Source organism: Asticcacaulis sp. MM231 (genome assembly GCF_964186625.1).
Taxonomy (GTDB): Bacteria; Pseudomonadota; Alphaproteobacteria; order Caulobacterales; family Caulobacteraceae; genus Asticcacaulis.
This window is the reverse complement of sequence record NZ_OZ075109.1, coordinates 158124-179682: the sequence shown is the minus strand read 5'-3', so window position 1 is coordinate 179682 and position 21559 is coordinate 158124. Positions and strand designations below refer to the sequence as shown.

General features: G+C 54.8%; 21 protein-coding genes and 1 tRNA gene. 6 read left to right on the top strand and 16 right to left on the bottom strand.

The annotated features are described in order from the left end of the window. Nucleotides 1-263: 263 nt before the first annotated feature. Nucleotides 264-1196 carry an IS3 family transposase gene (locus ABQ278_RS17655; RefSeq protein WP_349322344.1) on the bottom strand — a complete coding sequence of 311 codons (933 nt, stop codon included), beginning with the start codon at nucleotides 1194-1196 and terminating at the stop codon, nucleotides 264-266. Nucleotides 1197-1286: 90 nt separating this feature from the next. On the opposite strand from ABQ278_RS17655, the gene ABQ278_RS17650 reads away from it, so the two are divergent. Continuing rightward, entirely contained in the window at nucleotides 1287-2432 is a 1146-nt protein-coding gene (locus ABQ278_RS17650) for an IS110 family transposase (protein ID WP_349322343.1), read from the top strand. Between the two features lie 183 nt (nucleotides 2433-2615). Here the strand turns inward: ABQ278_RS17650 and ABQ278_RS17645 are convergent, their stop codons facing one another. Together ABQ278_RS17645 and ABQ278_RS17640 are read right to left on the bottom strand one after the other, a co-directional pair. After that, the gene (locus ABQ278_RS17645) at nucleotides 2616-2978 is read right to left on the bottom strand and encodes a transposase (protein WP_349322342.1); all 363 of its coding nucleotides are present in this window, start codon (nucleotides 2976-2978) and stop codon (nucleotides 2616-2618) included. 79 nt (nucleotides 2979-3057) lie between these two features. Beyond that, the gene (locus ABQ278_RS17640) at nucleotides 3058-3624 is read right to left on the bottom strand and encodes a hypothetical protein (protein WP_349322341.1); all 567 of its coding nucleotides are present in this window, start codon (nucleotides 3622-3624) and stop codon (nucleotides 3058-3060) included. Nucleotides 3625-3924: 300 nt separating this feature from the next. Between ABQ278_RS17640 and ABQ278_RS17635 the strand changes: the two genes are divergently transcribed. From ABQ278_RS17635 to ABQ278_RS17625, 3 genes are all read left to right on the top strand, one after another. Next, nucleotides 3925-4404 carry a hypothetical protein gene (locus ABQ278_RS17635; protein WP_349322340.1) on the top strand — a complete coding sequence of 160 codons (480 nt, stop codon included), beginning with the start codon at nucleotides 3925-3927 and terminating at the stop codon, nucleotides 4402-4404. Between the two features lie 180 nt (nucleotides 4405-4584). Then, nucleotides 4585-4791: a hypothetical protein gene (locus ABQ278_RS17630; RefSeq protein WP_349322339.1), complete on the top strand. Its 207-nt coding sequence runs from the start codon at nucleotides 4585-4587 to the stop codon at nucleotides 4789-4791. After that, nucleotides 4781-5518 carry a hypothetical protein gene (locus tag ABQ278_RS17625; RefSeq protein WP_349322338.1) on the top strand — a complete coding sequence of 246 codons (738 nt, stop codon included), beginning with the start codon at nucleotides 4781-4783 and terminating at the stop codon, nucleotides 5516-5518. The genes ABQ278_RS17630 and ABQ278_RS17625 overlap by 11 nt, the downstream gene beginning before the upstream one ends. A gap of 175 nt (nucleotides 5519-5693) precedes the next feature. On the opposite strand, the gene ABQ278_RS17620 is transcribed toward ABQ278_RS17625, so the two are convergent. The 9 genes from ABQ278_RS17620 to ABQ278_RS17580 form a co-directional block, all read right to left on the bottom strand. After that, the gene (locus ABQ278_RS17620; RefSeq protein ID WP_349322337.1) at nucleotides 5694-6611 is read right to left on the bottom strand and encodes a hypothetical protein; all 918 of its coding nucleotides are present in this window, start codon (nucleotides 6609-6611) and stop codon (nucleotides 5694-5696) included. Further along, nucleotides 6601-8037 carry an AAA family ATPase gene (locus ABQ278_RS17615; RefSeq protein WP_349322336.1) on the bottom strand — a complete coding sequence of 479 codons (1437 nt, stop codon included), beginning with the start codon at nucleotides 8035-8037 and terminating at the stop codon, nucleotides 6601-6603. The genes ABQ278_RS17620 and ABQ278_RS17615 overlap by 11 nt, the downstream gene beginning before the upstream one ends. A gap of 585 nt (nucleotides 8038-8622) precedes the next feature. Next, a tRNA-Arg gene (locus ABQ278_RS17610) sits at nucleotides 8623-8700 on the bottom strand. 93 nt (nucleotides 8701-8793) lie between these two features. Beyond that, a complete protein-coding gene (locus tag ABQ278_RS17605; protein WP_349322335.1) occupies nucleotides 8794-10902 on the bottom strand; it encodes a TonB-dependent siderophore receptor in 2109 nt (702 codons plus the stop codon). A gap of 176 nt (nucleotides 10903-11078) precedes the next feature. After that, nucleotides 11079-11372: a DUF3325 domain-containing protein gene (locus ABQ278_RS17600; RefSeq protein WP_349322334.1), complete on the bottom strand. Its 294-nt coding sequence runs from the start codon at nucleotides 11370-11372 to the stop codon at nucleotides 11079-11081. Then, nucleotides 11372-12010, bottom strand: coding sequence for a hypothetical protein (locus tag ABQ278_RS17595; RefSeq protein ID WP_349322333.1), 639 nt, complete (start codon nucleotides 12008-12010; stop codon nucleotides 11372-11374). Before ABQ278_RS17595 ends, ABQ278_RS17600 begins: the two co-directional genes overlap by 1 nt. 17 nt (nucleotides 12011-12027) lie before the next feature. Then, on the bottom strand, nucleotides 12028-13602 hold the full coding sequence (locus ABQ278_RS17590) for a PepSY-associated TM helix domain-containing protein (protein WP_349322332.1): 1575 nt from the start codon (nucleotides 13600-13602) through the stop codon (nucleotides 12028-12030). Further along, entirely contained in the window at nucleotides 13599-13922 is a 324-nt protein-coding gene (locus ABQ278_RS17585) for a hypothetical protein (RefSeq protein WP_349322331.1), read from the bottom strand. Before ABQ278_RS17585 ends, ABQ278_RS17590 begins: the two co-directional genes overlap by 4 nt. A gap of 172 nt (nucleotides 13923-14094) precedes the next feature. After that, the gene (locus tag ABQ278_RS17580; protein WP_349322330.1) at nucleotides 14095-14874 is read right to left on the bottom strand and encodes a DUF1080 domain-containing protein; all 780 of its coding nucleotides are present in this window, start codon (nucleotides 14872-14874) and stop codon (nucleotides 14095-14097) included. Nucleotides 14875-15397: 523 nt separating this feature from the next. Here ABQ278_RS17580 and ABQ278_RS17575 point away from each other — a divergent pair. Both ABQ278_RS17575 and ABQ278_RS17570 read left to right on the top strand, forming a co-directional pair. Then, nucleotides 15398-15964, top strand: coding sequence for a gluconate 2-dehydrogenase subunit 3 family protein (locus ABQ278_RS17575; RefSeq protein ID WP_349322329.1), 567 nt, complete (start codon nucleotides 15398-15400; stop codon nucleotides 15962-15964). A 23-nt stretch (nucleotides 15965-15987) separates the two neighbouring features. Next, nucleotides 15988-17700: a GMC family oxidoreductase gene (locus ABQ278_RS17570; RefSeq protein ID WP_349322328.1), complete on the top strand. Its 1713-nt coding sequence runs from the start codon at nucleotides 15988-15990 to the stop codon at nucleotides 17698-17700. 63 nt (nucleotides 17701-17763) lie between these two features. Here ABQ278_RS17570 and ABQ278_RS17565 read toward each other — a convergent pair whose 3' ends face one another. Genes ABQ278_RS17565 through ABQ278_RS17550 form a run of 4 tightly spaced genes read right to left on the bottom strand, consistent with a single transcriptional unit; the run spans nucleotide 17764 to nucleotide 21448 of the window. After that, entirely contained in the window at nucleotides 17764-18891 is a 1128-nt protein-coding gene (locus tag ABQ278_RS17565; protein ID WP_349322327.1) for an ABC transporter permease, read from the bottom strand. A gap of 1 nt (nucleotide 18892) precedes the next feature. Next, entirely contained in the window at nucleotides 18893-19870 is a 978-nt protein-coding gene (locus ABQ278_RS17560) for an ABC transporter ATP-binding protein (RefSeq protein ID WP_349322326.1), read from the bottom strand. Beyond that, complete coding sequence (locus ABQ278_RS17555) at nucleotides 19870-20805, bottom strand: HlyD family efflux transporter periplasmic adaptor subunit (RefSeq protein ID WP_349322325.1); 936 nt, start codon at nucleotides 20803-20805, stop codon at nucleotides 19870-19872. The genes ABQ278_RS17560 and ABQ278_RS17555 overlap by 1 nt, the downstream gene beginning before the upstream one ends. Next, nucleotides 20798-21448 carry a TetR/AcrR family transcriptional regulator gene (locus ABQ278_RS17550; RefSeq protein ID WP_349322324.1) on the bottom strand — a complete coding sequence of 217 codons (651 nt, stop codon included), beginning with the start codon at nucleotides 21446-21448 and terminating at the stop codon, nucleotides 20798-20800. The genes ABQ278_RS17555 and ABQ278_RS17550 overlap by 8 nt, the downstream gene beginning before the upstream one ends. Nucleotides 21449-21559: the final 111 nt, after the last annotated feature.

Sequence of the window (21559 nt, the reverse complement as noted above, 5' to 3'; positions counted from 1 at the left end):
TCTTTGCGGCTCCCGTCGCGTCGAATGTTTACATCGCCCTGTATGGTCCATTTTCCGACGACGATTTCCAAAAACTGCGGTTTCAACAGCATCCGCCCAAAGCGGAAATAGAATGACCTTGGTTGGCCATTCTAAAATACTTCCCGAAACCGGACATAGTTTTCTTAGGTGGACCCCGTCAGTTGGACAGAAAGTGGGCTGACTTAAGATAGAGAGTCTTGCCGGTTAATTGTCGCTGGCGATTTTGCCAGAATGTCGGTGTTTCAGGCTACCATCTTTCCTTGATCGATTGCATCCCTTTCTTGCTGTTGAGGCTGTGGGGATGTGTGTAACGCGCTTGCGTTATGCACATATCCACAGGCGCGGCCCGCTTCAAAAATTTGCCTCGGGGTCTTGTAGTCCAGAGCCTGGTGCTTTCTCTGGTCGTTATAAAACGTCAGCCACATGCCGATCCGCATTCGGGCATCTGCGACAGAGTTATAGGCGCGCATGTACACGTCTTCGTATTTCAAACTCCGCCACAGCCGCTCGATAAAGATGTTGTCGAGATAACGGCCCTTGCCGTCCATGCTGATTTTCACGTGATGGGCTTTGAGGGCGTCGATGAATGCCCCCGATGTGAACTGCGCGCCCTGATCGCTGTTGAAGATCTCTGGCGGGCCAAAGCGATTGATGGCCTCATTGAGCGCCTCAACGCAAAAGTCGGCCTCCATCGTGATCGACACGCGCCATGACAAAACCCGACGGCTGAACCAGTCCATAATCGCCACCAAATAGACAAAGCCCTTGGAGAGCGGCACGTATGTAATATCGGTGCACCACACCTGATTGACCTTGTCGATCGTCAAATTCCTCAACAAATACGGATAGATGACATGGTCCGGGTGCTTGCGACTGGTGTTCGGCTTTTGATAAATCGCCTGGACGCCCATGAGCTTCATCAACCTCTGGACACGCTTGCGGTTCACAGGATGGCCGTCACCATTAAGCTCAGCCGTCATCCGGCGTGATCCGTAGAAGGGCCACTTGGTGAAAATGATATCGATCAGCTTCATGAGCTCAAGGTCACGATCGCGCTCGCCCTTCGGCTTATAATAATGCGTAGAGCGAGGGACCTTCAGCAACTGGCATTGGTTGACGACCGACAGATGGGGATGAGACTTCTCGATCATCGAAAGCCGTTTGGCCTGGCTCATCGACCCGATCTCTCGCGAAAAAAGATCCTATGATTAGAGCCGACGACGAAAGGGCGTATTGTGGCTTAGGTTTTTAACAGGAGAGCTATTATGTCCAATACTGTTGAGAGTTCGCCTACCGTTTATGCCGCCATAGAGCTGAGCAAGACCACTTGGGTTCTTGCCGTGAACCAGATCAATCGAGAGCAACCGAGTATTTATAAGATCAAGGGCGGAGACCTTGCTGGCTTGGTCAAGAGATTGGAGTCCTGTCGGGTAGATGGCGGCAAAATTGTTGTCTGTTATGAGGCCGGATACGACGGCTTCTGGTTGGCCCGCGCTATGCTTAAATTGGGTATAGATTGCCGGGTTCTTGATCCGGCCAGCCTACAAGTCAATCGTCGGGCCCGCCGGGTTAAGACCGATAGAATTGATGTTTTGATGCTGTTACGAGCCTTGATTGCCGTGGAGCGGGGAGACCAACACGTATGTTCTATTGTGCGAATTCCTACTGTTGAGGAAGAAGATGCCCGTAGATCTCATCGCGAACAAGAAAGGTTGGTTCGGGAGCGTACGGGTCATATCAACCGCATTAAGGGCTTATTGTTTGGGCAAGGCATCCGGGGTGTCGAACCTAAACTTCGTGGTACCCGCATAGATTTTTGCGCCCTTCGTACAGCCGAGGGCTTGCCACTTTCGAGTAGACTTAAGGCGGAACTTGAACGTGAATACGCCCGCCTCGACTTTATTGAACAGCAACTGCGAGCGCTTGCAGAAGAACGAGATAGGCCAGATGAGCAAGACCCGTCAGTCGAGCAAAAGCGCAAATTGCTCATTCAATTGCGCGGGATTGGTGCACCGAGCGCCGCCATCTTGGCGAGGGAAGTCTTCGGGCGGACCTTTTCCAATCGAAAGCAGCTCGGTTCTTATTTGGGTTTGACACCGAGTGCGTATGACAGCGGGTCTGTCACGCGATGCCAGGGCATATCGAAGGCCGGGAACAATGCTGCCAGAAGGATCATGGTGGAGCTTGCCTGGCTTTGGGTCAGGTATCAGCCACAGGCGGGGTTGACGCAATGGTTCCTCACCCGATCGGCAGGACAGTCTCCGCGTTTGCGGCGAATCCTCGTGGTCGCGCTCGCTCGCAAATTAATTGTTGCGCTTTGGCGATATGTAGAAACCGGTCTCGTTCCAGATGGCGCCACACTGTCTGATCCTTCCTCTATCTCAGAGGGAGTCACTACAATGGCCTTATGAAATTCCTTTCCCGACCAATTGAGTGGATCGGGGTTCAGGGCGGCGCGTGTTCGGGAGAACGATTGGCGTTTTAAGCGCCGGCAAAAAGTATGAACCCGCCAAACTGATGCTAGGCCGTGCACGCAGGATTGTGGTTAGCCGTAATGGAGCTGCCGGATATAAGTTGATGCGCAAAGCGCACGATCACACGACCACCATCGAACCCAAAACGCCAATCTGCCCGCTTCGGATTAAATTGATAGGAGAATTAAAATGAATATTGACACGTAACCAATCATATAAATCGTTTTCTATCGTCAACCGTCCGATCTTGGCATGGAGCTCGTCGAGCTTGGTTTTATCGGCCGCCTCGCTTTTTGCAGCCTTCTTGTCGCTCTCAAACAGGGCAGCCATGCCGTCCTGGGCTGCCTTCTTCCAGGTATTGATCTGGCTCGGGTGGACGCCGTACTTACTGGCCAGTTCAGACACCGTGCCCTCCTCACGAAGGGCAGCCATCGCCACCTTCGCCTTAAACTCAGGACTGTGTTTCTTGCGGATATTCTTCATTTAAACCCCTTGGCCGGTGGCCACTATAGGGGCAAGATTATATCTAAGCCAGCTGTCCAGTTTTCGGGGACCACCTCATTCAGCTTACGGCGAAGGAAGAACTCTCGAACTGTTCGCCGTACATGGATTTAAAACAAACTCTAAATGAAACTCGCCTCATCGCAGCGAGCGCATGGCTATCTAGGTGTTCATTTTGATTAACGTAGTCGATAAGGCGCACTGTCGTGCCAGCACCAATTGTCTCGCCGGGATAAAAAACGACAAATTCCATATGCTTCATACAGCTATCAAAGAGGGGCCGAAGCACTGCTTTATATTCTTCAAAGTTGGTGACGAAAGTCTCTATGTCGTCAATTCTCAGAAACATTCCCTCCACAACGGCGGGGCCGAGACCAGTGTTGGACATATCTATCCAGTGGCCGCTGCTCATTTTAAGCCGTCTATCAAAGGTCAACGCCGGCCGGACAGATATCCTGTTATGCAGTCTGGCAATATGCCACTGCCAGATAGTGAAGGCCAAAGACCCAAAGGCGATGAGCAGAGACATCATCGCGATTATGTCGGAACTGGACAATCCGTAAGGCCAGTGGAATCCCTGGGCAGTCGGCAAGCCTACAGATATTGATATACCACCACTGCTTGACATAAGCCCCCCTGTCAGTGCTCAAAGGAATAAAGCTCCTTCTTGATACCGTGTAAAGGATCTTAGGTAGATGAAACGGATCGCGCACAAAGGAGACGTGCGGGAATTCGGCTGGAGGCGGGAACAACGGAGCAGCAAAACTTAGCGCTGCGAGTCCGCAGACTTGAGGTTTATACTCGCCGAAGTCGTTCCTCTCAGACATTGGCAATTCTCTGCAGCTTACAAAAATCGGCAGACTTACCACTAGTCCGAAAAGTCATTGAACAGTCAGAGATTGACGGCTCGTCATCGGTTTTGAGCTATATGGCAAAGTTTGGGAATTGGTCCGACATAGACCGCATTAAAAAACTTGGCGATTATGTATCTGACCGTAGTCACATTCTGAGTTTGCGTACAACGAAAATGCCTGTTCAAAAAGCTAAGGCTATTTTGGCGATCGGAGCGACTAGAATTGCTGACGTCTTGGATGTCGATCTTGAGATGGCCACGAGACGTGCGATCGCCTACCATGTTCCCAAAAAATCGATTGCTGATCTTGGTGACGAAGTTCTACTACGCGAATTAAGCAGGGACGACGATAAGTATCGTGTCATATTCGGTATTCGTTGTGTTTTGTCACTGCCCAAGTCACGTGTATCAGCCCTCTTAAAGCGGTATGTTAATCGAGACGCCCATCGTTATTACAACAGCATTCACTGGTTGGACCTTGGTGCGTCGATCCCGCAGGCACTGGCACGAATAGTCGCGCAACGCGAACTTCAGAGATATGACGAGTATATCTAACCGACGTTTTGGGGCGGCGGGCTGGCATAATGTCGCGGGGGGATTTGGTCTCCTCACTGTTAGCGTTGATGACCAAGTCCAATTGCCGGCTTAACACTTGTCGCAGGAACGCGTATGATGTGCTCAACTTTAACTAAGTGTTAACTTGGCGGTGAGAGGCTTCTTTCAGGAGGCCACATCATGTCGAAGTCTGCTTTAAAAGTTTTCGCAAGCGGCAGTTATATTGCCGGGGCCAATGTGGCCTTGGCGACAATAGTCAGCGCTATCCTGGGCGTGACGGGACATCCGCAAGCTGCCATCTGGATCTGCTCTATGGTTGGAACTGTCTATGGGACAGCCAATCTTCTTACTGCTTTGAAACCGAAGGTGCCGATTAGTGAACAGTAAGGTTGACGCATCCTTTTTCTCCGTTCCTGTATACATTCTTGATGGACAGCCCAACTGGAGACTGGATCAGGCCGTTAAGGGGCACGGGCTTTTCGGGCCGCTTGCAAGCGCAATTATGATTGAGGATCTTAGTTCTGTGCGTTGGAACTTTGCTTCCAAGATTGCCGTCGTTATCTGGCCGATGCTGGCGGGAGATCTTTCGACGGCGAAAGTGTCTTCATTTAAAGGCAAAATTGAGGAAGCGCGTGCCCTCACTCGAGAGAGGGGCGTATTGTTTGTGGGGCTGCTAGATGCTGTTGAGCCTGATTTGCATATCGATATGGTGAAGTCCGGGTTCGACATGGTCGGTATCAGGGGAGAGATAGATCAAGCCCTTACTAACGTATTCTCCCTTGCGCGCTGGGGGCGAGACCTTCTCCCGGATGTCCCTGTTTCCCAGAGCAAAAGCCCAGACCGCGGCATCATGGTCGACAGATGGCAATTTCAACCACTCTCGCATCAGGTGGTCCTCCCCAATGGAAAGCCCGTGTCGCTCACTGAACGCGAAGTTCAATACCTGCACTATTTGATTGATCGTGACGTGAAGAATGCAAAGATCGAAGCGTTCACCGAACGAGCGATGCAGGACCAGAATGAACGGGCTGTTGTCTATAAGCTGAAAAAGAAACTGGGGGCCAATTTTCCCATTATGCCGACTGGAAATGGCCGCTATCTTCTGAAGGTCTGATCATGGGCACTAAGCGGAAGTAAAGCTCATGGCTGGACAGGGTATAGATAAAGCGTCAGTAGGCGCATTAAATCGTGCACTCGTCATACCAGCTAGGTTCAAGATATGCAGTTTTTAGGAACGTCACCCGTGCTCATGTGCGGTATTTCAATCGAAGTGCCCAGGCAGAACCTAGTCAAGCCAGAGCCTGGTCCATCGGACTCAAAGCGGCAGTACCAACCTTCATCAGCCACGTGTGCCAAAATCTTCGTCTCTCATCTTTTCGCCCAAATGCCAGTTCGTCGCACTGAGCATTTGGGACGCCGACGTATGCAGCTATAGCGGCTATGGCTACCCATATTGTCATCTCACCAATATGACCATGTGTGTGCCAATGTGACTCCTGCGCCCAAGGCGCAGCACTCCATTTAGTCGTATAAGCATGCATAACATCATTTACAAATCCGGCTGGATCGACAATTTGCCGCGCTCTAAGCCGTGGCACGAGCGTTGTTGCTAGGATGAACTTACTTCCGTCCCAAGTGACATCACCGAGTTGCATAACATCACAGCATCTAGTTATTGCATTCCTGCGACGGGAAATTTCAGAAAAAGCAGCGGCGAGGTTTAGTACGTCTGCAAATGACGACTGTACTTGAGTTTGCAAGTTTGGTGTTAGTGTTCCTGATCCAAAATGCGCAATATATTCAAGGATAAACTGGGAATAAAAACTGTAATTTTCAATGGAATGACCCGAAGACGTAATCCTAGGCCCTGTAGCCACAGGGGGCGTCCACGCACGTGAATCTCCAGTCACTTGATCGACTAAATTTTCCCATTCACGATCGACGAATGTCCGAAATTTCGTTAATATTGGACTGCTAGCCGGTATATTTGACAGGAAAGCGTCCACTTTTGCCTTTGCACCCAGGCCAGCGAACTCTGTGCCGCTTAATATTTCGGCCGCGTCGATATCGATAATATTATCAGGGCTGATATGAAGATTAAGGCGCTTGAATAATTCTTTGTCATCTTTTCCCTCGACGAGCAGAGTCTTCCTCGTTCTAGCTTGGATTGCTATTTTATAGCCACCAAGTGAATACTTATTGCTCATCCTGAATTTCCTCAAAGTCTCCGTCTCCGTCTTCCCCTTCCTCTTCAAATGGGGCGGGGGAAATGCTTGTAGCAAAAAATAGAACGCATGATTCATGATCAGCACCGACCTCAGGCGAATGAGTACACGCAATGATTTGCCTGCCTTGGTGTTGTTTTTCGATATGCTCGAGAATTATTCTCTGCCAGTCGACATGTAGCGATAGCTCAGGTTCATCGATCAAAAAGCAACCTGATTTGAAAGGTGAACGACTGGCTGAGTAGAGCATAGTCACAATCTGCCGCTCTCCCGATGAAAGAGCGTAAAGACTGTATGGTTTGCCTTTTCCAGGCTCAATATAAACGGCAGAGCGTCCTCCCAAATTTTGCCGGGCGCTGGGATCTTGACCAATCTTTAGTGTTTTTTCTGACAGAAAAATATTCACGGAATTTTGTAAATCATTAATTGGATCAAGTACTCGCTCTCTGTTAAGTTTTCTTTCTTTAAGTATATCGACATATATTTGTAATAAATTATTGTATTTTTTTTCAGCCGCACCTGTAGACTGTATGGCTTCTACCAATTTTAAGTATGCGGCATTTTTTGTGGGGCCGAATAAATTTTGATCATCATCCGCGACCAATGCACTAATAGTTTCAAGCAGGTCATTCTGACTAAGAGGCGACGCTTCTTCAGTTCCGCCCGCAATCGCGGCGAAGATATCGACGAAAGCCGTTTCAAATTGCTTTTGCTCTTTTCTAGCGGTGTCAATCTGAGCGCGCTCCCACTCGTTAGTTACACCTTCTATAACATCGACAATTGACGGGTATCGAATAGTTGGAACAAATTCGCCAAACCATTGGCGACATCTCGAAGTTTTAACCACATTGCCGTAAACTAAATCGTCCATCCGCTTGAGATGCCGTTCGGAACTACTGCCAAATAGCGCTTTATGTTCTACGCGGACCAAGGCATCAAATTCAGGTTTCTTTCGCTCCTCATAATTCCCGTAGTAACTTTCGCGAAGTCTTTCCAGCACGGACCTGAAAGCCGGCAAATACGTGGCGCGCTCGCCAATAATCGATCTTAATTCACTCTTCTCAACTTCAGATAGGGGTGTATTTCCTCGTTCGTAAGAAGTCTCTTTGTCATTTATATAAACATTCAGCGCATCATCATGCTTAATCAGCTTAACGGATTGATCTAAGTTGTTAGATATCTTTATTTCTTTGAATGATAGGTGAGCAAATCTGTCAATATCTGCTTCTGATAAGTTAGCGATTATATGTAAAAGAGTGGTCTTACCAAGACCATTTTTTCCGTAAATTATATTTATGCCAGGTTGAAGGTTGACATCAAAATTTAAGCGGTTGTGAAGACCTGAAACGGAGATTTTCGCAATCCACGAACTTTCATGGCCATGAGACATATCCAACTGATCGTCCACTTTGATCTCCCCAATTTTCGGTATGAGTGTTGTCTCGAAAGCCCGTGAGCGGAACGACAGCCCCAGGTGGTGCCGCTTAAATTTTGCCAGCCCTACGATACGCCTACGAGAGGCCGAGTTTCAACGACAAAAAGCAGTATCCTGCATTTATGGCATGTTCAACGACAGCTTCTCTCATTGAGAAATTATTTGGAGACTGGGAGTTTTACAATGAGACCTGACCGCGCGCAAAGGTCCGCTAACAGCGGTTTCATTGCAACGAGTGAATGGCCGGCAAGGGCGCAAACCGGTCCGATGCAAGTGCAGGCAAGAAAACATCAGCGCAAATCGATGGCAATTGATCACACCGGAAAAATAGTCACTGTCGATTTCACATCTTGAAAATGTATCAAGACAACAAACCAGCCTCCTAAAGAACGGGCTTGAATACACTTTATGTGCGCGCTTGTTGCGCGTTTATGGTGATGAGGGCTGCCTAATTTAAACATCCAAAGTGGTGAAATATTGCGCAATCTACCTGTGATAGCGAAAAATCCGTTCCTTAACGCATATTTTTCCGCGTCTTAATGCAAACGCACACAGATATGGCGCACCCGACGAGATTTCGAACTCATGACCTACGGTTTAGGAAACCGGCGCTCTATCCTGCTGAGCTACGGGTGCGTTAGGTGCATTCCTAAAGTAAGCTGGCGGTACGCTCAACAGGCAGAATGAGATTTTCTTGGAAAACCTCATTCTGCCGCCTCAATTGTAGACCTACCAGTTCACCTTCATACTGAGCGCTCCATTGATGCCTTCGCCAAGGCCGCTCATCTCCCAATAGGTCGTGTTGAAGAGATTGTTGATATTCCCGGTAAAGGTCACTCCGTGGCCATACATCTCTGTGCGATACTGGAAGCCGACATTGGCCAGGGTCCGGTGCGGGATGAGGATACGGTTCAGGTCGTCATAATAGGCGTCGCCGTAATAGCGCACGCTGCCGTGCAGGCTTAGACCGCGTATCGACTGGACATCGTAATCGGCATTGGCGACAGCCTGCCATTTGGCGGCACTGGCAGGGATATGACCTTCGACGGCAGCGTTATCAGGTGACACGTCTTCGATGCTGGCGTCGAGATAAGTAGCGCCTAAGCCCACACGCAAGGCCTCATTGACCTTGTAGCTACCGATCGCTTCCAGCCCCTGATAAATTGTCAGACCGTCCTGACTCAGATAGCGCAGGCCATCGACGTACTGATCAATCTGGGCGGCGCGCTCAACACGGAAAGCCGCCGTGGTAAAGCTGGTGCGATCCTGTTCGAGTTTCAAGCCGACTTCGAGCTGCTCGCTGATCGTGGCATCAAGAATCTCACCAACATTGGCGTAAGTGTCCCCCACCCGCGTGCCGGCTTCGAGCGATTCAACATAGCTGCCATAGACGGAGATATTGCCGCGCGGCTTGTAGATCAGGGCGATGGTGGGCGTCAGGGCATCGGTGCTGTAACCGGAGCCGACGCTTGGGTCACCATCCATGTCCTCCTGATCATAATAGGTGTAGCGTAAGCCGACGATGGCCTGCCACTTGTCATTGAAATGCAGCGTATCGCTGGCGAAGGCCGCCGTTTGCTGCTCGTTGGCGCTGACCGGTGCGAAGCTGTAGTCGATATCGCGGGTGACGGCAAAGGTCTGCTTCTGATAGATATTGCCGTTGAAGTCGTTGCTCCAGTACCACTCATTGCCCCATTGGTCCGTCGTCTTCTGGTAGGCGGCGCCAACGACGATGTCGTGCTTCACCGAACCGGTATAGACCTGACCCTGCAAGGTGGCCTGCGTGGAATAGTTCTTGAGGCGGCCAGAGAAGTTATAGGCGGTGCCTTCGTAATCACCGGCCTCGTTCAGCATGTAGGCGAACATCTTGTTAGAGTAGTGGTCCTTCTGCGTATAGCCGGTGACCAGATTGGCCTTCCACGTGTCATTGATCTGCCATGTCAGGCCGGTCGAACTGATCAGGGTCTTGGTCTTGTAGTAAGAGCCCTTGATCAGGACGTTATCGTAATCGTCGGTCACCTCCGGCAGGTTGTCACCAGTATAGCTATCCCAGTAGAACAACAAGGGCTCGTGCTCCAGCTTGCTGTCCTGATAGATGGCGCTGCCATACCAGATCAGATCCGGCGTGAGGCGATAATCGAGGGCGACCGACCCTAAGGTGCGGTTGACGCCGGCGCCATTGTAGGCGTCGCCCTTTTCTGCAGCGACATCGACGCGATAGCCCAATCTCTGGTCTTCGCCAAGACGGCCGCCGGCATCGATATTGGCATAAAAGACGCTGTCATTGCGATAGCCGATCTCGGTCGTCAGGCGCTTGGCCTCAGTCGGCTTTTTGAGTGAATAGCTGATGACACCGCCGGGCGAGCCAAAGCCATACATAAAGCCGCTCAGGCCTTTCAGGGCCTCGACCGTTTCCACGGCTTCGAGCGGAAATTCGCCACCCCAGTAGAGCAACATCGGGTTGCCATCGACATAGTAGTTGCGCACACCGAGACCTCGGATCTGGGCGCCCCACCAGTCGGTAGTGGCCGAAGGCGATGACGACGACACCGACGGATCATTAACAAAGAGCTGCGCCACCGAATTGGCCTGGCGCTTGGACATATCTTCTTCATCGATCACGGTCACAGAGAACGGCGTATCGAGCAGTTTTTTTTCACCCAAGGCGCCATGGCTGGCCGCCTCGTTCTGCCCCTTCTCGACCTTCTTGCCGGTGACCACGACGGTCTGGACTTCGGTCGCCGTCTCCGTATCGGGGAGGCTTTCCGCCAAGGCCGGCGTCGCGAGTAGCGCCAAGAGGGCGAAGTGTGAGGGCATGCGCCAACGAGAAGATGCCATTATTTTTCCTTTGAAAGCGGTCATCAAACGACAGGCTGGGAAAGAATTTGAGCTGAATTACGCGCCATCCCCGGCCATCAGAATAATATTGCGAATAATTCGCAATTATTGCCGCGTCAATAGCAAATGCGTCTTATTTGCATTATCTGCTGACAAGGTGACATATTCGTCATCGCTCAGCGCCGCAGGTATTTCAGCAAAATGTCACGGTTGAAATTTACCACAATGACGACCAGCGCGGCGACCGTCATCCAGCCGCACCAGACGACCGTGCCGTAGGCAAAGCCCTGCGTGAAACCTGCCACCAGCCAGGCCGCGAACAAAAGGCCGAAGCCCCCTGCCCGCAGACTTAGGCTAAGGGATCTGGCCAGTTTGGCGCCAAACCAATCGGGCTGGTGACGGCCCATGGCCGCCAGCAGCAGGGCGAACGCCCCCAGACATAACAGAAAAATGAAGGCGTCGCTCATCATCAGTCGGCGATGTAGGTCATGGTCGCGATATGCAGCAGGCTGTCGACCTTCTGGCCGGAGACCGTGACATCCGACGGCGTTTCGTTCTCGGCGATCAGAATATATTTGCCCTGCCCACGCGCCGGCACAGTGAAGCGGCCTTGCGCGTCAGTTTCCATCTGTCTGGCCCATTTGTCGGGATCGACCAGCTTGACCGTCTTATTGGCGACCGGCTTGCCCTCGAATGTCAGAACGAAGGTGTCGCTGTTGGGTGCCACCGGCACGAACTCATAACCTTGACCAGCGGTGGTTTCCGAACGGCCATAGCGCGCGTGATAGACCGCCGCCTGATATTTGCCATCGTCGGTCTTCCACGGCTCCCAGACGGCGTTATGCACCCAGCGCACGTCACCCGTGGCAGAGACAGGCGATGTCTGGTGATCGGTCTGGACCGTGTAGGCGATGGCCTGCGGCTTGCCGCCGACCAGCAACTGGCCGCCGGTCAGGCGCCTGGCGGCTTCAGGATCGGGCTTGCCATCGGGATCGCCGAGATAGACGTGCAAGGTGGTGGCGTCACGCTCCAGCCAGACTTCATGAGCCTGCGCGGTGAGGGATGTGGCGGCAAACAGGACGGCACTCAGAACGGTTGTCTTGAACATGGCAGTCTCCTTAAGGGTTAAGCGGGTTCGGGTTGGGTGTTAACGGCTTTTTTGTTCACCTTGACGTACGGCTTGTGACGCGCCGTCTTCCATGCAGCCAGCGCATAGGCAGCAGCGGTCAGCAGCATCAGGACATCGAAGCTGAGGAACAGGATATCGCCGCTGAACAGGCTGTGGATCAGCCCGCGCGGCGTGGTGATCGCATTGACCACCGGCACCAGCGCAAACAGACCAGCGCAGGCGCTCATGGCCTCAACCCAGCCCCTTTTCGTCGGTCGCGCAAAGGCCCAGACCAGCACCGCAACCCAGGCGATGAACAGGCTATGGATCTCCCAGTCGGCTCGCGCGGTCATGCCGAGCGGCAGCAGCCGGTTGGCGAGAAAATAGACAGCAATGCCTGTGGGGAAGCCGGCGATGAAGCCAATATTGAGCTTTTCCACCAGTTTGAAACCGAAGTGCGGACGCGCAGGATCGGGCAGTTTTAGGCGGCGCTTACTCGTCCACAAAACCAGTCCGGTGGCGATCATCATCGTGCCGCCGATGCCACCGATAAAATAAAGCCAGCGCAGAACGGTGCCCGCATAGCGGCCGGCGTGCAGGCCGACCATCACGCTTTCGGTCTTTGCTTCAACGCTACGCACCGGAGAGGCCCACAAAATCTGCCCGGTCGCGCCGTCAAACTGCACACTGTCACCGCGCGTCTGCAGGCGTTCATCCGGCGCGCTGGTTGCGGTCAGGGTAGCGCCAGCATCGCCGGGATTGACGGCGCTGAGATAGGCGATGCCGTCGCCGTGCCAGCGCCGGCGGGTGGCTTCAAACACTTTGTCGAGATTGATCAATGCCGCTGGCTTGCCGGTCGGTTCGCGCGTCGGGGCAACAGGATAAAGCGCGGCGAAATAACTTTCTTCGGTCATACCGCTCGCCTTGATCGGCCACGGCATATAGAGCGAGGCCAGGGTGACCAGGCCGGTATAGGTGATCATCAGGATAAACGGCAGGGCCATCACAGCGCTGACATTGTGCGCATCGAGCCACGATCTCTGCCCCTTGCCGAAACGCAGCATGAAAAAGTCGGCGAAGATTTTCTTGTGTGTGACGATACCGGTGATACAGGCGGTCAGCATCATGATAGCGCAAAAGCCAACGATCCAGCGTGCCCAGATGACCGGGATATAGTGCAGGTCATAATGGAAGCGATAGAGGAAGTAGCCGCCTTGTGTGTCGCGCCCGGTCGTCTTTTGCCCCGTGGCCGCGTCAAGCCTGGCCGTATCCTTTTCCCAGTCACGCACGGCGTCCTTGCCGGCTTCGGGCTTCGGCGTCCAGTAGATCTCGACCGGCCCACCGCGCTTGCCCGGCAGGTAGATATCCCAGGCGACGGCCTCGGGCTGGTTCGCGCGTAACCAGGTCATGGCGTTTTGTGCCGCGACCTGCGGTGTAACGACACGCGTCTGCTCCGGCTTCATCCAGCGCGTGATCTCGTACTGGAAATAGGCCGTGGTACCGCTCAGGAAGATGACGAACAGAAACCAGCCAACCAGTAGCCCTGTCCAGGTATGCAGCCACGCCATACTTTGCCGGAACGCGCCCTTCATGCCGCCCCCCGCAAAAGCCAGAGCGCACCGCCGAAGATGATGGCAGGAATGAGCAGACCCAGCACCATCCGCTTCAGGTCACGGGCGGCAAACACCCACATGACGACACAAACGCAGATCGCGAACGACGACAGCATACCGGTCAGCACCGCACCGGACGGGTCCACACCTTCAAGGCGCGATAATCCTGCCGATAGAAGCGCCCCCCACAGGGCGGCGATCCCGTAACCACCGACAATGGCCGAAAGCGTACGCAGCAAGACGCCAAAGCGCGCCGTCCGTCGTGGCGTGATCATCAGACTCAGTCTCAGATCAGACAAAAGCACATCCTCAAAAAACTTTGCACATGCAAGTTATTTTCAAGGAGGTGATTAGAAGGATACAACTTGCGAGTCAATCGCAAAAACGATCAGACCCTGTCACCATCGATACCAGTATAGAGTTTGCTTAAATTTGGTCTCATCTTGCAAGGCGGCATGACCTCCCTTTTCGTCAATCAAGCCGCTGAACCTCTATGTTGCGAAACTCAATCTGCTGCCCCTCGGCTTGCAGCGCGATATAGCCTTGCCGCAACTGAAGCAGACCTCCTGCCGTCGTGATCAGCGGCACAGCGTCCTTGTCCGCAGGATCAAGCTCCGGCATGGAGTAGTTCAGGACTGGCTTGCCGTTGATAAAATGGGTGATCTCGCCATTGGGGAGGACCTCTATCTCAGCCTGCGTCCACAGGCCGACCTGCAGAACCGGCGACGACGACAGGATACAATGGCGCTCGTCACGTTTTGCGCCAATCACGACAGATGTGCCGGGCGTACATAGATTACCGGTGGGCTCTTCAGTCGGACGGGGAATCCCTAGCAATTGAAACTCCAGGCTCACAGGAAAGGCCTGTTCGCGGCGCATGGACTCTGGCGCCTGCGCATGAAGCATCACCCCAGAATTGCTGATCTCCCATTCTTTGATGTCGGGGAGCGGTTCGCCAAACAATCGATACTCGAAACGCAGGCGATAGGCTTTCAGCGGCGCCTTCCAGAACAGATGGCCGTAGGCACCCTCGAACGTTTTATAATGAGCGTAGGAGACCCGGATGACACCGTCCTGCGCAACGAAGGTATGTAACGGATCCTCGCCAACAGCGTGCCCGGCTATCTTCGCTGTCCAGCCCTCAAGCGTTTTCCCATCAAAGAGTGGCTCCCACTTAGCTTCCGTCGCAAGGGCCGTAACAGGGATGGTGGTGATGATGAGCGCAAGACTCATACCCATGAGGTTTTTCATGTTTATCTCCGGAGGGGTTTCTGGTTCGGAAGAATTTTTGCTTATTTTTGCTCGGGCCTATGGGTTAAGAAAGGTCATGTCTGAAGGGTGTAGGCGATTGTACCATCTGGATTAAATGTGAACGGCTGCACGGCCAAACTGCGACGGACGTCACCTCCCATATCCCGTTCAGCCATGACAGATCGATCATGGCAGAATGAGCGAGATGTTCAAGAATCGCGAACGAATAATATCCGAGCCTTCAGGATATTGATCGATAGGTCCAGAGACCGCCAATCCACATTTTCGTTCCATATCTACGGGCTAAGCCAATGCTGACGCACGCACAGGGAAATTTCTCAGGAATACAGCACACGCCTGTTGGAGCGGAATGCGCTTCGAAACCGCTGATGCCTACTTATTTTAATAAGCCAATCGTCGAATTTTCTTCAACCTATAAGCCACAGTCTTGTACTTCGAAAGTATAGCGTTATGGTAAGACAATTAAAAAAATGGCGGCTCCGTGCCGCCGCGGGAGTGAAACATGACTACGCGCCGGCAGGTCTTGCACGGATTGATTTTGAGCCTGGGCGGCGCTGCGGCGCTGTCGACCTTCCAAGGTGCTGCGGCACGCCCGCTGCAGGCGGTACAGCCCGGCGTTCCCGCATTTTACAGTGCGGATGAACTGGCGCTGGTCACATTTCTTGCCGACGCCATTATTCCACGCACCGATACACCGGGGGCCATTGACGTCGGTGTCCCCGCCTATTTGGACCACCTTTACCTGACCTGGGCCTCCGCCCCCACGCAAGGCGCCCATCGCGCCGAACTGGCTGCGATCGCGGGGCACCTGGAACGCTTTGGCGCGCACCGCACCTCAGGTGACACCAAAAGCCGTCTAAAGGCCCTGACCGATCTCGACGCCGCCGCGTTCGCCTACGGCGCCGACGCCGCCGGTCTTGGCGGTTACCGCGCCGTCAAATCCTTGATCGCCACCGTATATTACCTGTCGGAGCCGGGCGCGACGCAGGAGTTGCAATACGAACTGGTGCCGGGACGATGGATCGCTTCAGCACCGATCAGCGACATTGGCCGAACCTGGGCCCAATAAAACCCCGAATGCAGGATGTTGTTATGAGTGAATTCGATGCCATCGTCATAGGTTCGGGCATGAGCGGCGGCTGGGCTGCCAAGGAACTATGCGAAAAGGGCCTTAAGGTGCTGCTCCTGGAGCGCGGACGCGAACTGAGCGTTGAGAAAGACTATTCCGACATGCTGTCGCCGTGGGAGTTGCCAAATCTCGACCGCATTCAGGAGGACGAGCGCAGGACGCACTATCCGATGCAATCGAGGTCGGTGGGCTATGCCCTGCACGAAACCACCAAACAATTCTGGGTCAAGGAGGACGAGCAGCCCTACGAGACACCGGAAGGTGCGCCGTTCGAATGGGTTCGCGGCTATCACAGCGGCGGCAAGTCCTTAATGTGGTCGCGACAATCCTACCGCTTTGGCCCGCAGGATTTTGAATTTAACAAGAAGGACGGCGTTGGCGTCGACTGGCCTATCCGTTATGATGACCTGGCGCCGTGGTACGACCATGTCGAGCGCTTCGCCGGCATATCGGGGAACCGTGACGGCATCGAAAGCCTGCCCGATGGAATCTTCCAGCCGGCCTTCGAGCTGACCATGCCGGAAAAAGCCTTCGCCGAGCGGGTCAACAAAGCCTTTCCCTCCCGCCACGTCATCGCCGCGCGCGTCGCCCACTTGACCGAGCCGACCCAGGAACAGATGGACCTTGGGCGTGGCCCCTGCCAGGTGCGCAATCACTGCCACCGCGGTTGTTCCTATGGGGCGTATTTCTCGTCGATGTCGGCCACCCTGCCGGCGGCGCGCAACACAGGTAACCTGACCCTGATCAGCCACGCCATCGTGCAGGCCATCGACTATGATCCGGTATCGAAGCGCGCGACCGGCGTCCGTGTCATGGACGCCAATACGCGCGACACCAGGACCTACAGCGCACGCCTGATCTTCCTCAATGCCTCAACGGTCGCCTCGACCCTGATCATGCTGAACTCACGATCCGAAGCTTTCCCAACGGGCCTGGCCAACAGCTCCGGACAGTTGGGCCACAATCTGATGGACCATTTCGGTGGCGCCGGCGCCGGGGGCGACATGCCCGAGTTCGACGCCTATTACCATGCCGGTCGTCGTCCGGGTGGTATCTATGTCCCCAATTTTGCCAATATCACCGAACCGGATAAGCCCTTCCTGCGTGGCTTCGGCTTCCAGGGCGGCGCCACGCGTCCGGGCTGGACCGGCGACCGTCCTGGCATCGGTGAGGATTTCAAACTGGCCAACCGCACGCCGGGATCCTGGAGCATCGGCATTTTCGCCTTTGGCGACATGCTGCCCAATTACCGCAACCACATCCGCCTGCACGAGACCAGGACAGATAAGTGGGGCATGCCCATAGCGGTTATCGATTGCCGCCTGGGCGACAACGAAGTGAAGCTTATGCAGGCAGCCGCCAGGGATGGACGGGCCATGATGGAAGCCGCCGGGTGCGTCAACATCTGGTCATCGGATGCGGACAGCATGACCGTAGAGTCGCTGACAGCACCAGGCAACAAGATCCACGAAATGGGCACGGCGCGCATGGGTCGCGACCCCAAAACCTCAGTCCTGAACGGCTGGTGTCAGTCCCACGACGTTCCCAATCTCTTCATCACCGACGGCAGTTGTATGGCCAGTTCGGCGGTTCAGAACCCGTCCCTGACCTACATGGCCCTCACGGCGCGTGCGGCCGATCATGCGGCGCAACTGATAAAGGCCGGCGCTCTTTAAGCGCGCATTTCTACCCCTACGAACCGTAACCCCTTGAGGTCATGCCCTGCCAGGTGGACCGGGTTAATCCAGCGTAGACCGATAGCGCATCATCGCCACCGTCATGGCGACGACTATAAAGATCAGCATGGGCCAGATATTGGGCCACATGGCGCCCAGGTCCGAGCCCTTCAGCATCACCGAGCGCACTATGCGCAGGAAATGCGTCAGCGGGAAGATCTGGCCGATCACTTGCGCCCACTCCGGCATGCCGCGAAACGGGAACATGAACCCCGACAGCAGCATCGACGGCAGGAAGAAGAAAAAGGTCATCTGCATGGCCTGCATCTGACTGCGGGCTATGGTCGAGAAGGTAAAGCCCACCGCCAGATTGGCGATGATGAACAATCCCACGCCCAGGGCCATCACCCAGGGCGATCCGATAAACGGCACATGGAAGATATAATAGGCGGCCAGCAGCACAATCGCCGTCTGGATCAACCCGACCCCGACATAGGGGGTGATCTTGCCGACCATCACCTCCCAGGGCCGCGCCGGCATGGCCAGAAGGTTTTCCATATTGCCGCGTTCGGTCTCACGCGTCATCGCAATCGAGGTAATCATGATCATGGTCATGGTCAGGATAACGCCCAGAAGGCCCGGTACGATATTGTACTGCGAGATGCCTTCCGGGTTATACATCCGGTGGACCACGATATTGACCGGCGGATCGCTCTGGTTCAGCGGCGCCCACGCGCCTTTCAGTTCCGGGCGCAGGGCCGACTGCACGATCTGGTTGATCATGCCAATGGCATTGGATGCCGCCGACGGGTCCGACGCATCGGCCTCGATCAGCAGATCGGGCTTGTCGCCGCGCAACAGGTCGCGTGTGAAACCGGCCGGCACCGTCACCACAAAGGCGACGTCGCCGCTTTGCAGGGCGCGCGTTCCCGCTTCAGCGCTTGCGACCTGGCCCTTGATATCGAAATAACTGGAATTGCCTAAGCCAGATACAATGGACCGCACCGCCGAGCTGTTGTCTTCCAGGTACAAAAGGGTCGGCAAATGGCGCGGGTCGGAATTGATGGCGAAGCCGAACAGGGTCAATTGGATAACTGGCACCATAATCATCATGCCAAACGTCATGCGGTCGCGCCGCATCTGAATAAATTCCTTGGTCAGGATGGCGAGGATACGGTGGAACCACGACACTTTACACCCCCACCGAATTATCGACGGCTGAAGTCATCAGATGGATAAAGACGTCTTCCAGACTAGGACGCACCTGCTGCCACTGGACATCGCTCTTGTCCTGTCCGGCAATCAGGGCTTTGAGCCTGTCCAGATCGCCGCCGCTGACGTGAAGGGCATTGCCAAAATAGGCGATATGGTCAGCCCCCGGCTGGCCACGCAGGCGCTCCATCAGATCGCGCACGCCCACCCCTTCCGCGACAAAGGTATAAAGCCTGGAGCGATCGATAATATCATCCACCCGCCCCTGCGCCATCAGCTTGCCATAGGCGATATAGACGATCTGATCGCAGCGTTCGGCCTCGTCCATATAATGGGTCGAGACCAGCACGGTCAGGCCTTGCGCCGACAGGCGGTGGATCTGGTCCCAGAAATCGCGCCGCGCCTGCGGATCGACGCCGGCGGTCGGCTCGTCCAGCATCAGCATTTTCGGACTGTGCAGGGTGCAGGCGGCCAACGCCAGCCGCTGTTTCCAGCCGCCCGACAGCGTCCCCGCCAGTTGCTTCTGCCGCGAGGTCAGGCCTAAGGTTTCCAGGGTCTCATCGACAATCTGGCGGCTGTTTTTCAGCTCGTACAGATTGGCGACGAATTCAAGGTTTTCGCGAATGGTCAGGTCTTCCCAATAGGAAAACTTCTGGGTCATGTAGCCGACCTGGTTCTTGATCTCGCGGCTGTTTTTTAAGATGTCGAAGCCAAGACAAGTCCCCTCACCGGCATCGGGCTTTAACAACCCGCACAACATGCGGATGGTTGTGGTCTTGCCCGAACCATTGGGCCCGAGGAAGCCCCACACCTGCCCGCGCGGCATCTGGATGTCGACCTTATCAACCACGGTCAGCTTGCCAAAGCGCTTGGTTAACCCACGCACGTCAATCGCTAGACCTTTTGGCGCGAGATCTTTTGGCGCCAGGTCTTTCGGGGCGAGATCGGGGTCCGCCATCACAGGCTCACATCGACCGGCTGACCGGCATGAAGCGCTTCCGGCTTGTCCGGTGTCGCCTCAATCAGGAACATCAGCTTCTGGCGTTCTTTGACGCTGTAAATCACTGGCGGGGTAAATTCGGCATTGGCCGAGATATAGCGCACCTTGCCCGACAGGGCCGGGCAACCATCACAACGGATGGTCACCACACGCCCCACCTTCAGCTTGGCCAGCGCCGATTGCGGCACAAAGAAGCGTACAAATTCGCGCCCCTTGGGTCGAATGGTCAGAACCGCTGCCCCGGCGGCCACAAACTCGCCCGGCTCGCGCAGGCGCTCATCCACCTGCCCCGTCAGGCGCGCGTGGACCTCACGATCCGCCAGCGTCCATTGCGCTGAGGCGACATCGGCGCCAGACGCCTCGGCGGTCGCCTGCGCGGCCTTGACTTGATCCGTGCGCGCGGCGAGACGCTTTTCGCTGATCTGTTTGTCGATACTGACCACGGCGGCAGAGGCGGATTTGGTGGCGCTACGCAAACTGTCCATTTGAGCGGCCGAGACATAGCCCTTTGGTTCCAGTTGCGCATACCGCGCCTCATTGGATTTCGCCAGATCAAGCGCCGATTGCGCCTGTGCCCGCTGGGCCAGCATCGGCGCTATATCAGCGTCGCGCGCGCCTTTCGACAGGTCGGTCGCATTGGCCTGAGCCGCCTCGGCCCGGCTTTGCGCACCCGACAGGGCGTGTTGCGCCTGACTGGGATCAAGACGAAACAAAAGCTGATCTGCGACCACCGCATCGCCGCGATCGACATTGACGGCGGTTAGCCAACCCGATTGCGGGGCGGCAATACTGACCGATTGCGCCTCGACATAACCGCTATAGCTGGCGTCTTGCCTGGCATTGCAGCCGCCAAGCGCCAGCAGGCACACGCTCATCACCACCAGCTTACGCATCAGAAGGCACTCCTGTTTTTAGGCCTTTCATGAACAGATCAATATGGGCTTCTAGATAGGGTGTCGCCTTGAAAGGCACCGTCTCGGCCGGCGAGAAAACCAGCGACCACAGGACGGATTTCAGCAGAGGGGCAATAAACAGATGCGCCAGAATCTCGCTATCGCTGCGCCGTATGTCTCCGCGCGCCATGGCGCGTTCGAACACCCCGCTCAAGGCGGTCAGTATAACGCCGACCACTTCGCGGCGATAGAACAGCACCAGTTCAGGAAAACGTCCGGCCTCAGCCACTAACAGTTTCGGATAGATCGGTATTTGACCGGAATCAACCAGACCGCCGACCAGACCCGCCACGCGCCGCAAAACCGGCTCCAGCGGTCCGTCATAGGCCTTAAGAAATCCCGATATCGCCTCGACACGCGGCCCGATATCCCGGCGCACCAAAGCCTCGAACAAGGCCATCTTGGTGGGGTAGTAGAGATAAACCGTGCCCTTGCTGACCCGGGCCTCGCGCGCCACGTCCTCCATGCGTGCATCGGCATAACCCCGCGCCGCGAATTGTGATAGCGCAGCGTCGAGAATGTCTGCCTGACGAACATCAGGTGAGGCCCGCCGGTTGCGCATGGGGGAGGCTGTATCGGCCACGTAGAGGCTCCTTCAGTACTGACCAGTCAGTACTGTAAGTCGAAAAGCGCTTGGTTGCAAGCCCGCTCACAACCCGATTGCCAGCGCGAGGCATGCCCGGTGATGATTTTG

What these genes read in the sequence shown, in the direction of transcription:
- ABQ278_RS17655 (WP_349322344.1), bottom strand. Translation starts at nt 1,196, where the DNA reads ATGAGCCAGGCCAAACGGCTTTCGATGATCGAGAAGTCTCATCCCCAT.
- ABQ278_RS17650 (WP_349322343.1), top strand. Translation starts at nt 1,287, where the DNA reads ATGTCCAATACTGTTGAGAGTTCGCCTACCGTTTATGCCGCCATAGAG.
- ABQ278_RS17645 (WP_349322342.1), bottom strand. Translation starts at nt 2,978, where the DNA reads ATGAAGAATATCCGCAAGAAACACAGTCCTGAGTTTAAGGCGAAGGTG.
- ABQ278_RS17640 (WP_349322341.1), bottom strand. Translation starts at nt 3,624, where the DNA reads ATGTCAAGCAGTGGTGGTATATCAATATCTGTAGGCTTGCCGACTGCC.
- ABQ278_RS17635 (WP_349322340.1), top strand. Translation starts at nt 3,925, where the DNA reads ATGGCAAAGTTTGGGAATTGGTCCGACATAGACCGCATTAAAAAACTT.
- ABQ278_RS17630 (WP_349322339.1), top strand. Translation starts at nt 4,585, where the DNA reads ATGTCGAAGTCTGCTTTAAAAGTTTTCGCAAGCGGCAGTTATATTGCC.
- ABQ278_RS17620 (WP_349322337.1), bottom strand. Translation starts at nt 6,611, where the DNA reads ATGAGCAATAAGTATTCACTTGGTGGCTATAAAATAGCAATCCAAGCT.
- ABQ278_RS17605 (WP_349322335.1), bottom strand. Translation starts at nt 10,902, where the DNA reads ATGGCATCTTCTCGTTGGCGCATGCCCTCACACTTCGCCCTCTTGGCG.
- ABQ278_RS17600 (WP_349322334.1), bottom strand. Translation starts at nt 11,372, where the DNA reads ATGATGAGCGACGCCTTCATTTTTCTGTTATGTCTGGGGGCGTTCGCC.
- ABQ278_RS17595 (WP_349322333.1), bottom strand. Translation starts at nt 12,010, where the DNA reads ATGTTCAAGACAACCGTTCTGAGTGCCGTCCTGTTTGCCGCCACATCC.
- ABQ278_RS17590 (WP_349322332.1), bottom strand. Translation starts at nt 13,602, where the DNA reads ATGAAGGGCGCGTTCCGGCAAAGTATGGCGTGGCTGCATACCTGGACA.
- ABQ278_RS17580 (WP_349322330.1), bottom strand. Translation starts at nt 14,874, where the DNA reads ATGAAAAACCTCATGGGTATGAGTCTTGCGCTCATCATCACCACCATC.
- ABQ278_RS17575 (WP_349322329.1), top strand. Translation starts at nt 15,398, where the DNA reads ATGACTACGCGCCGGCAGGTCTTGCACGGATTGATTTTGAGCCTGGGC.
- ABQ278_RS17570 (WP_349322328.1), top strand. Translation starts at nt 15,988, where the DNA reads ATGAGTGAATTCGATGCCATCGTCATAGGTTCGGGCATGAGCGGCGGC.
- ABQ278_RS17560 (WP_349322326.1), bottom strand. Translation starts at nt 19,870, where the DNA reads ATGGCGGACCCCGATCTCGCCCCGAAAGACCTGGCGCCAAAAGATCTC.
- ABQ278_RS17555 (WP_349322325.1), bottom strand. Translation starts at nt 20,805, where the DNA reads ATGCGTAAGCTGGTGGTGATGAGCGTGTGCCTGCTGGCGCTTGGCGGC.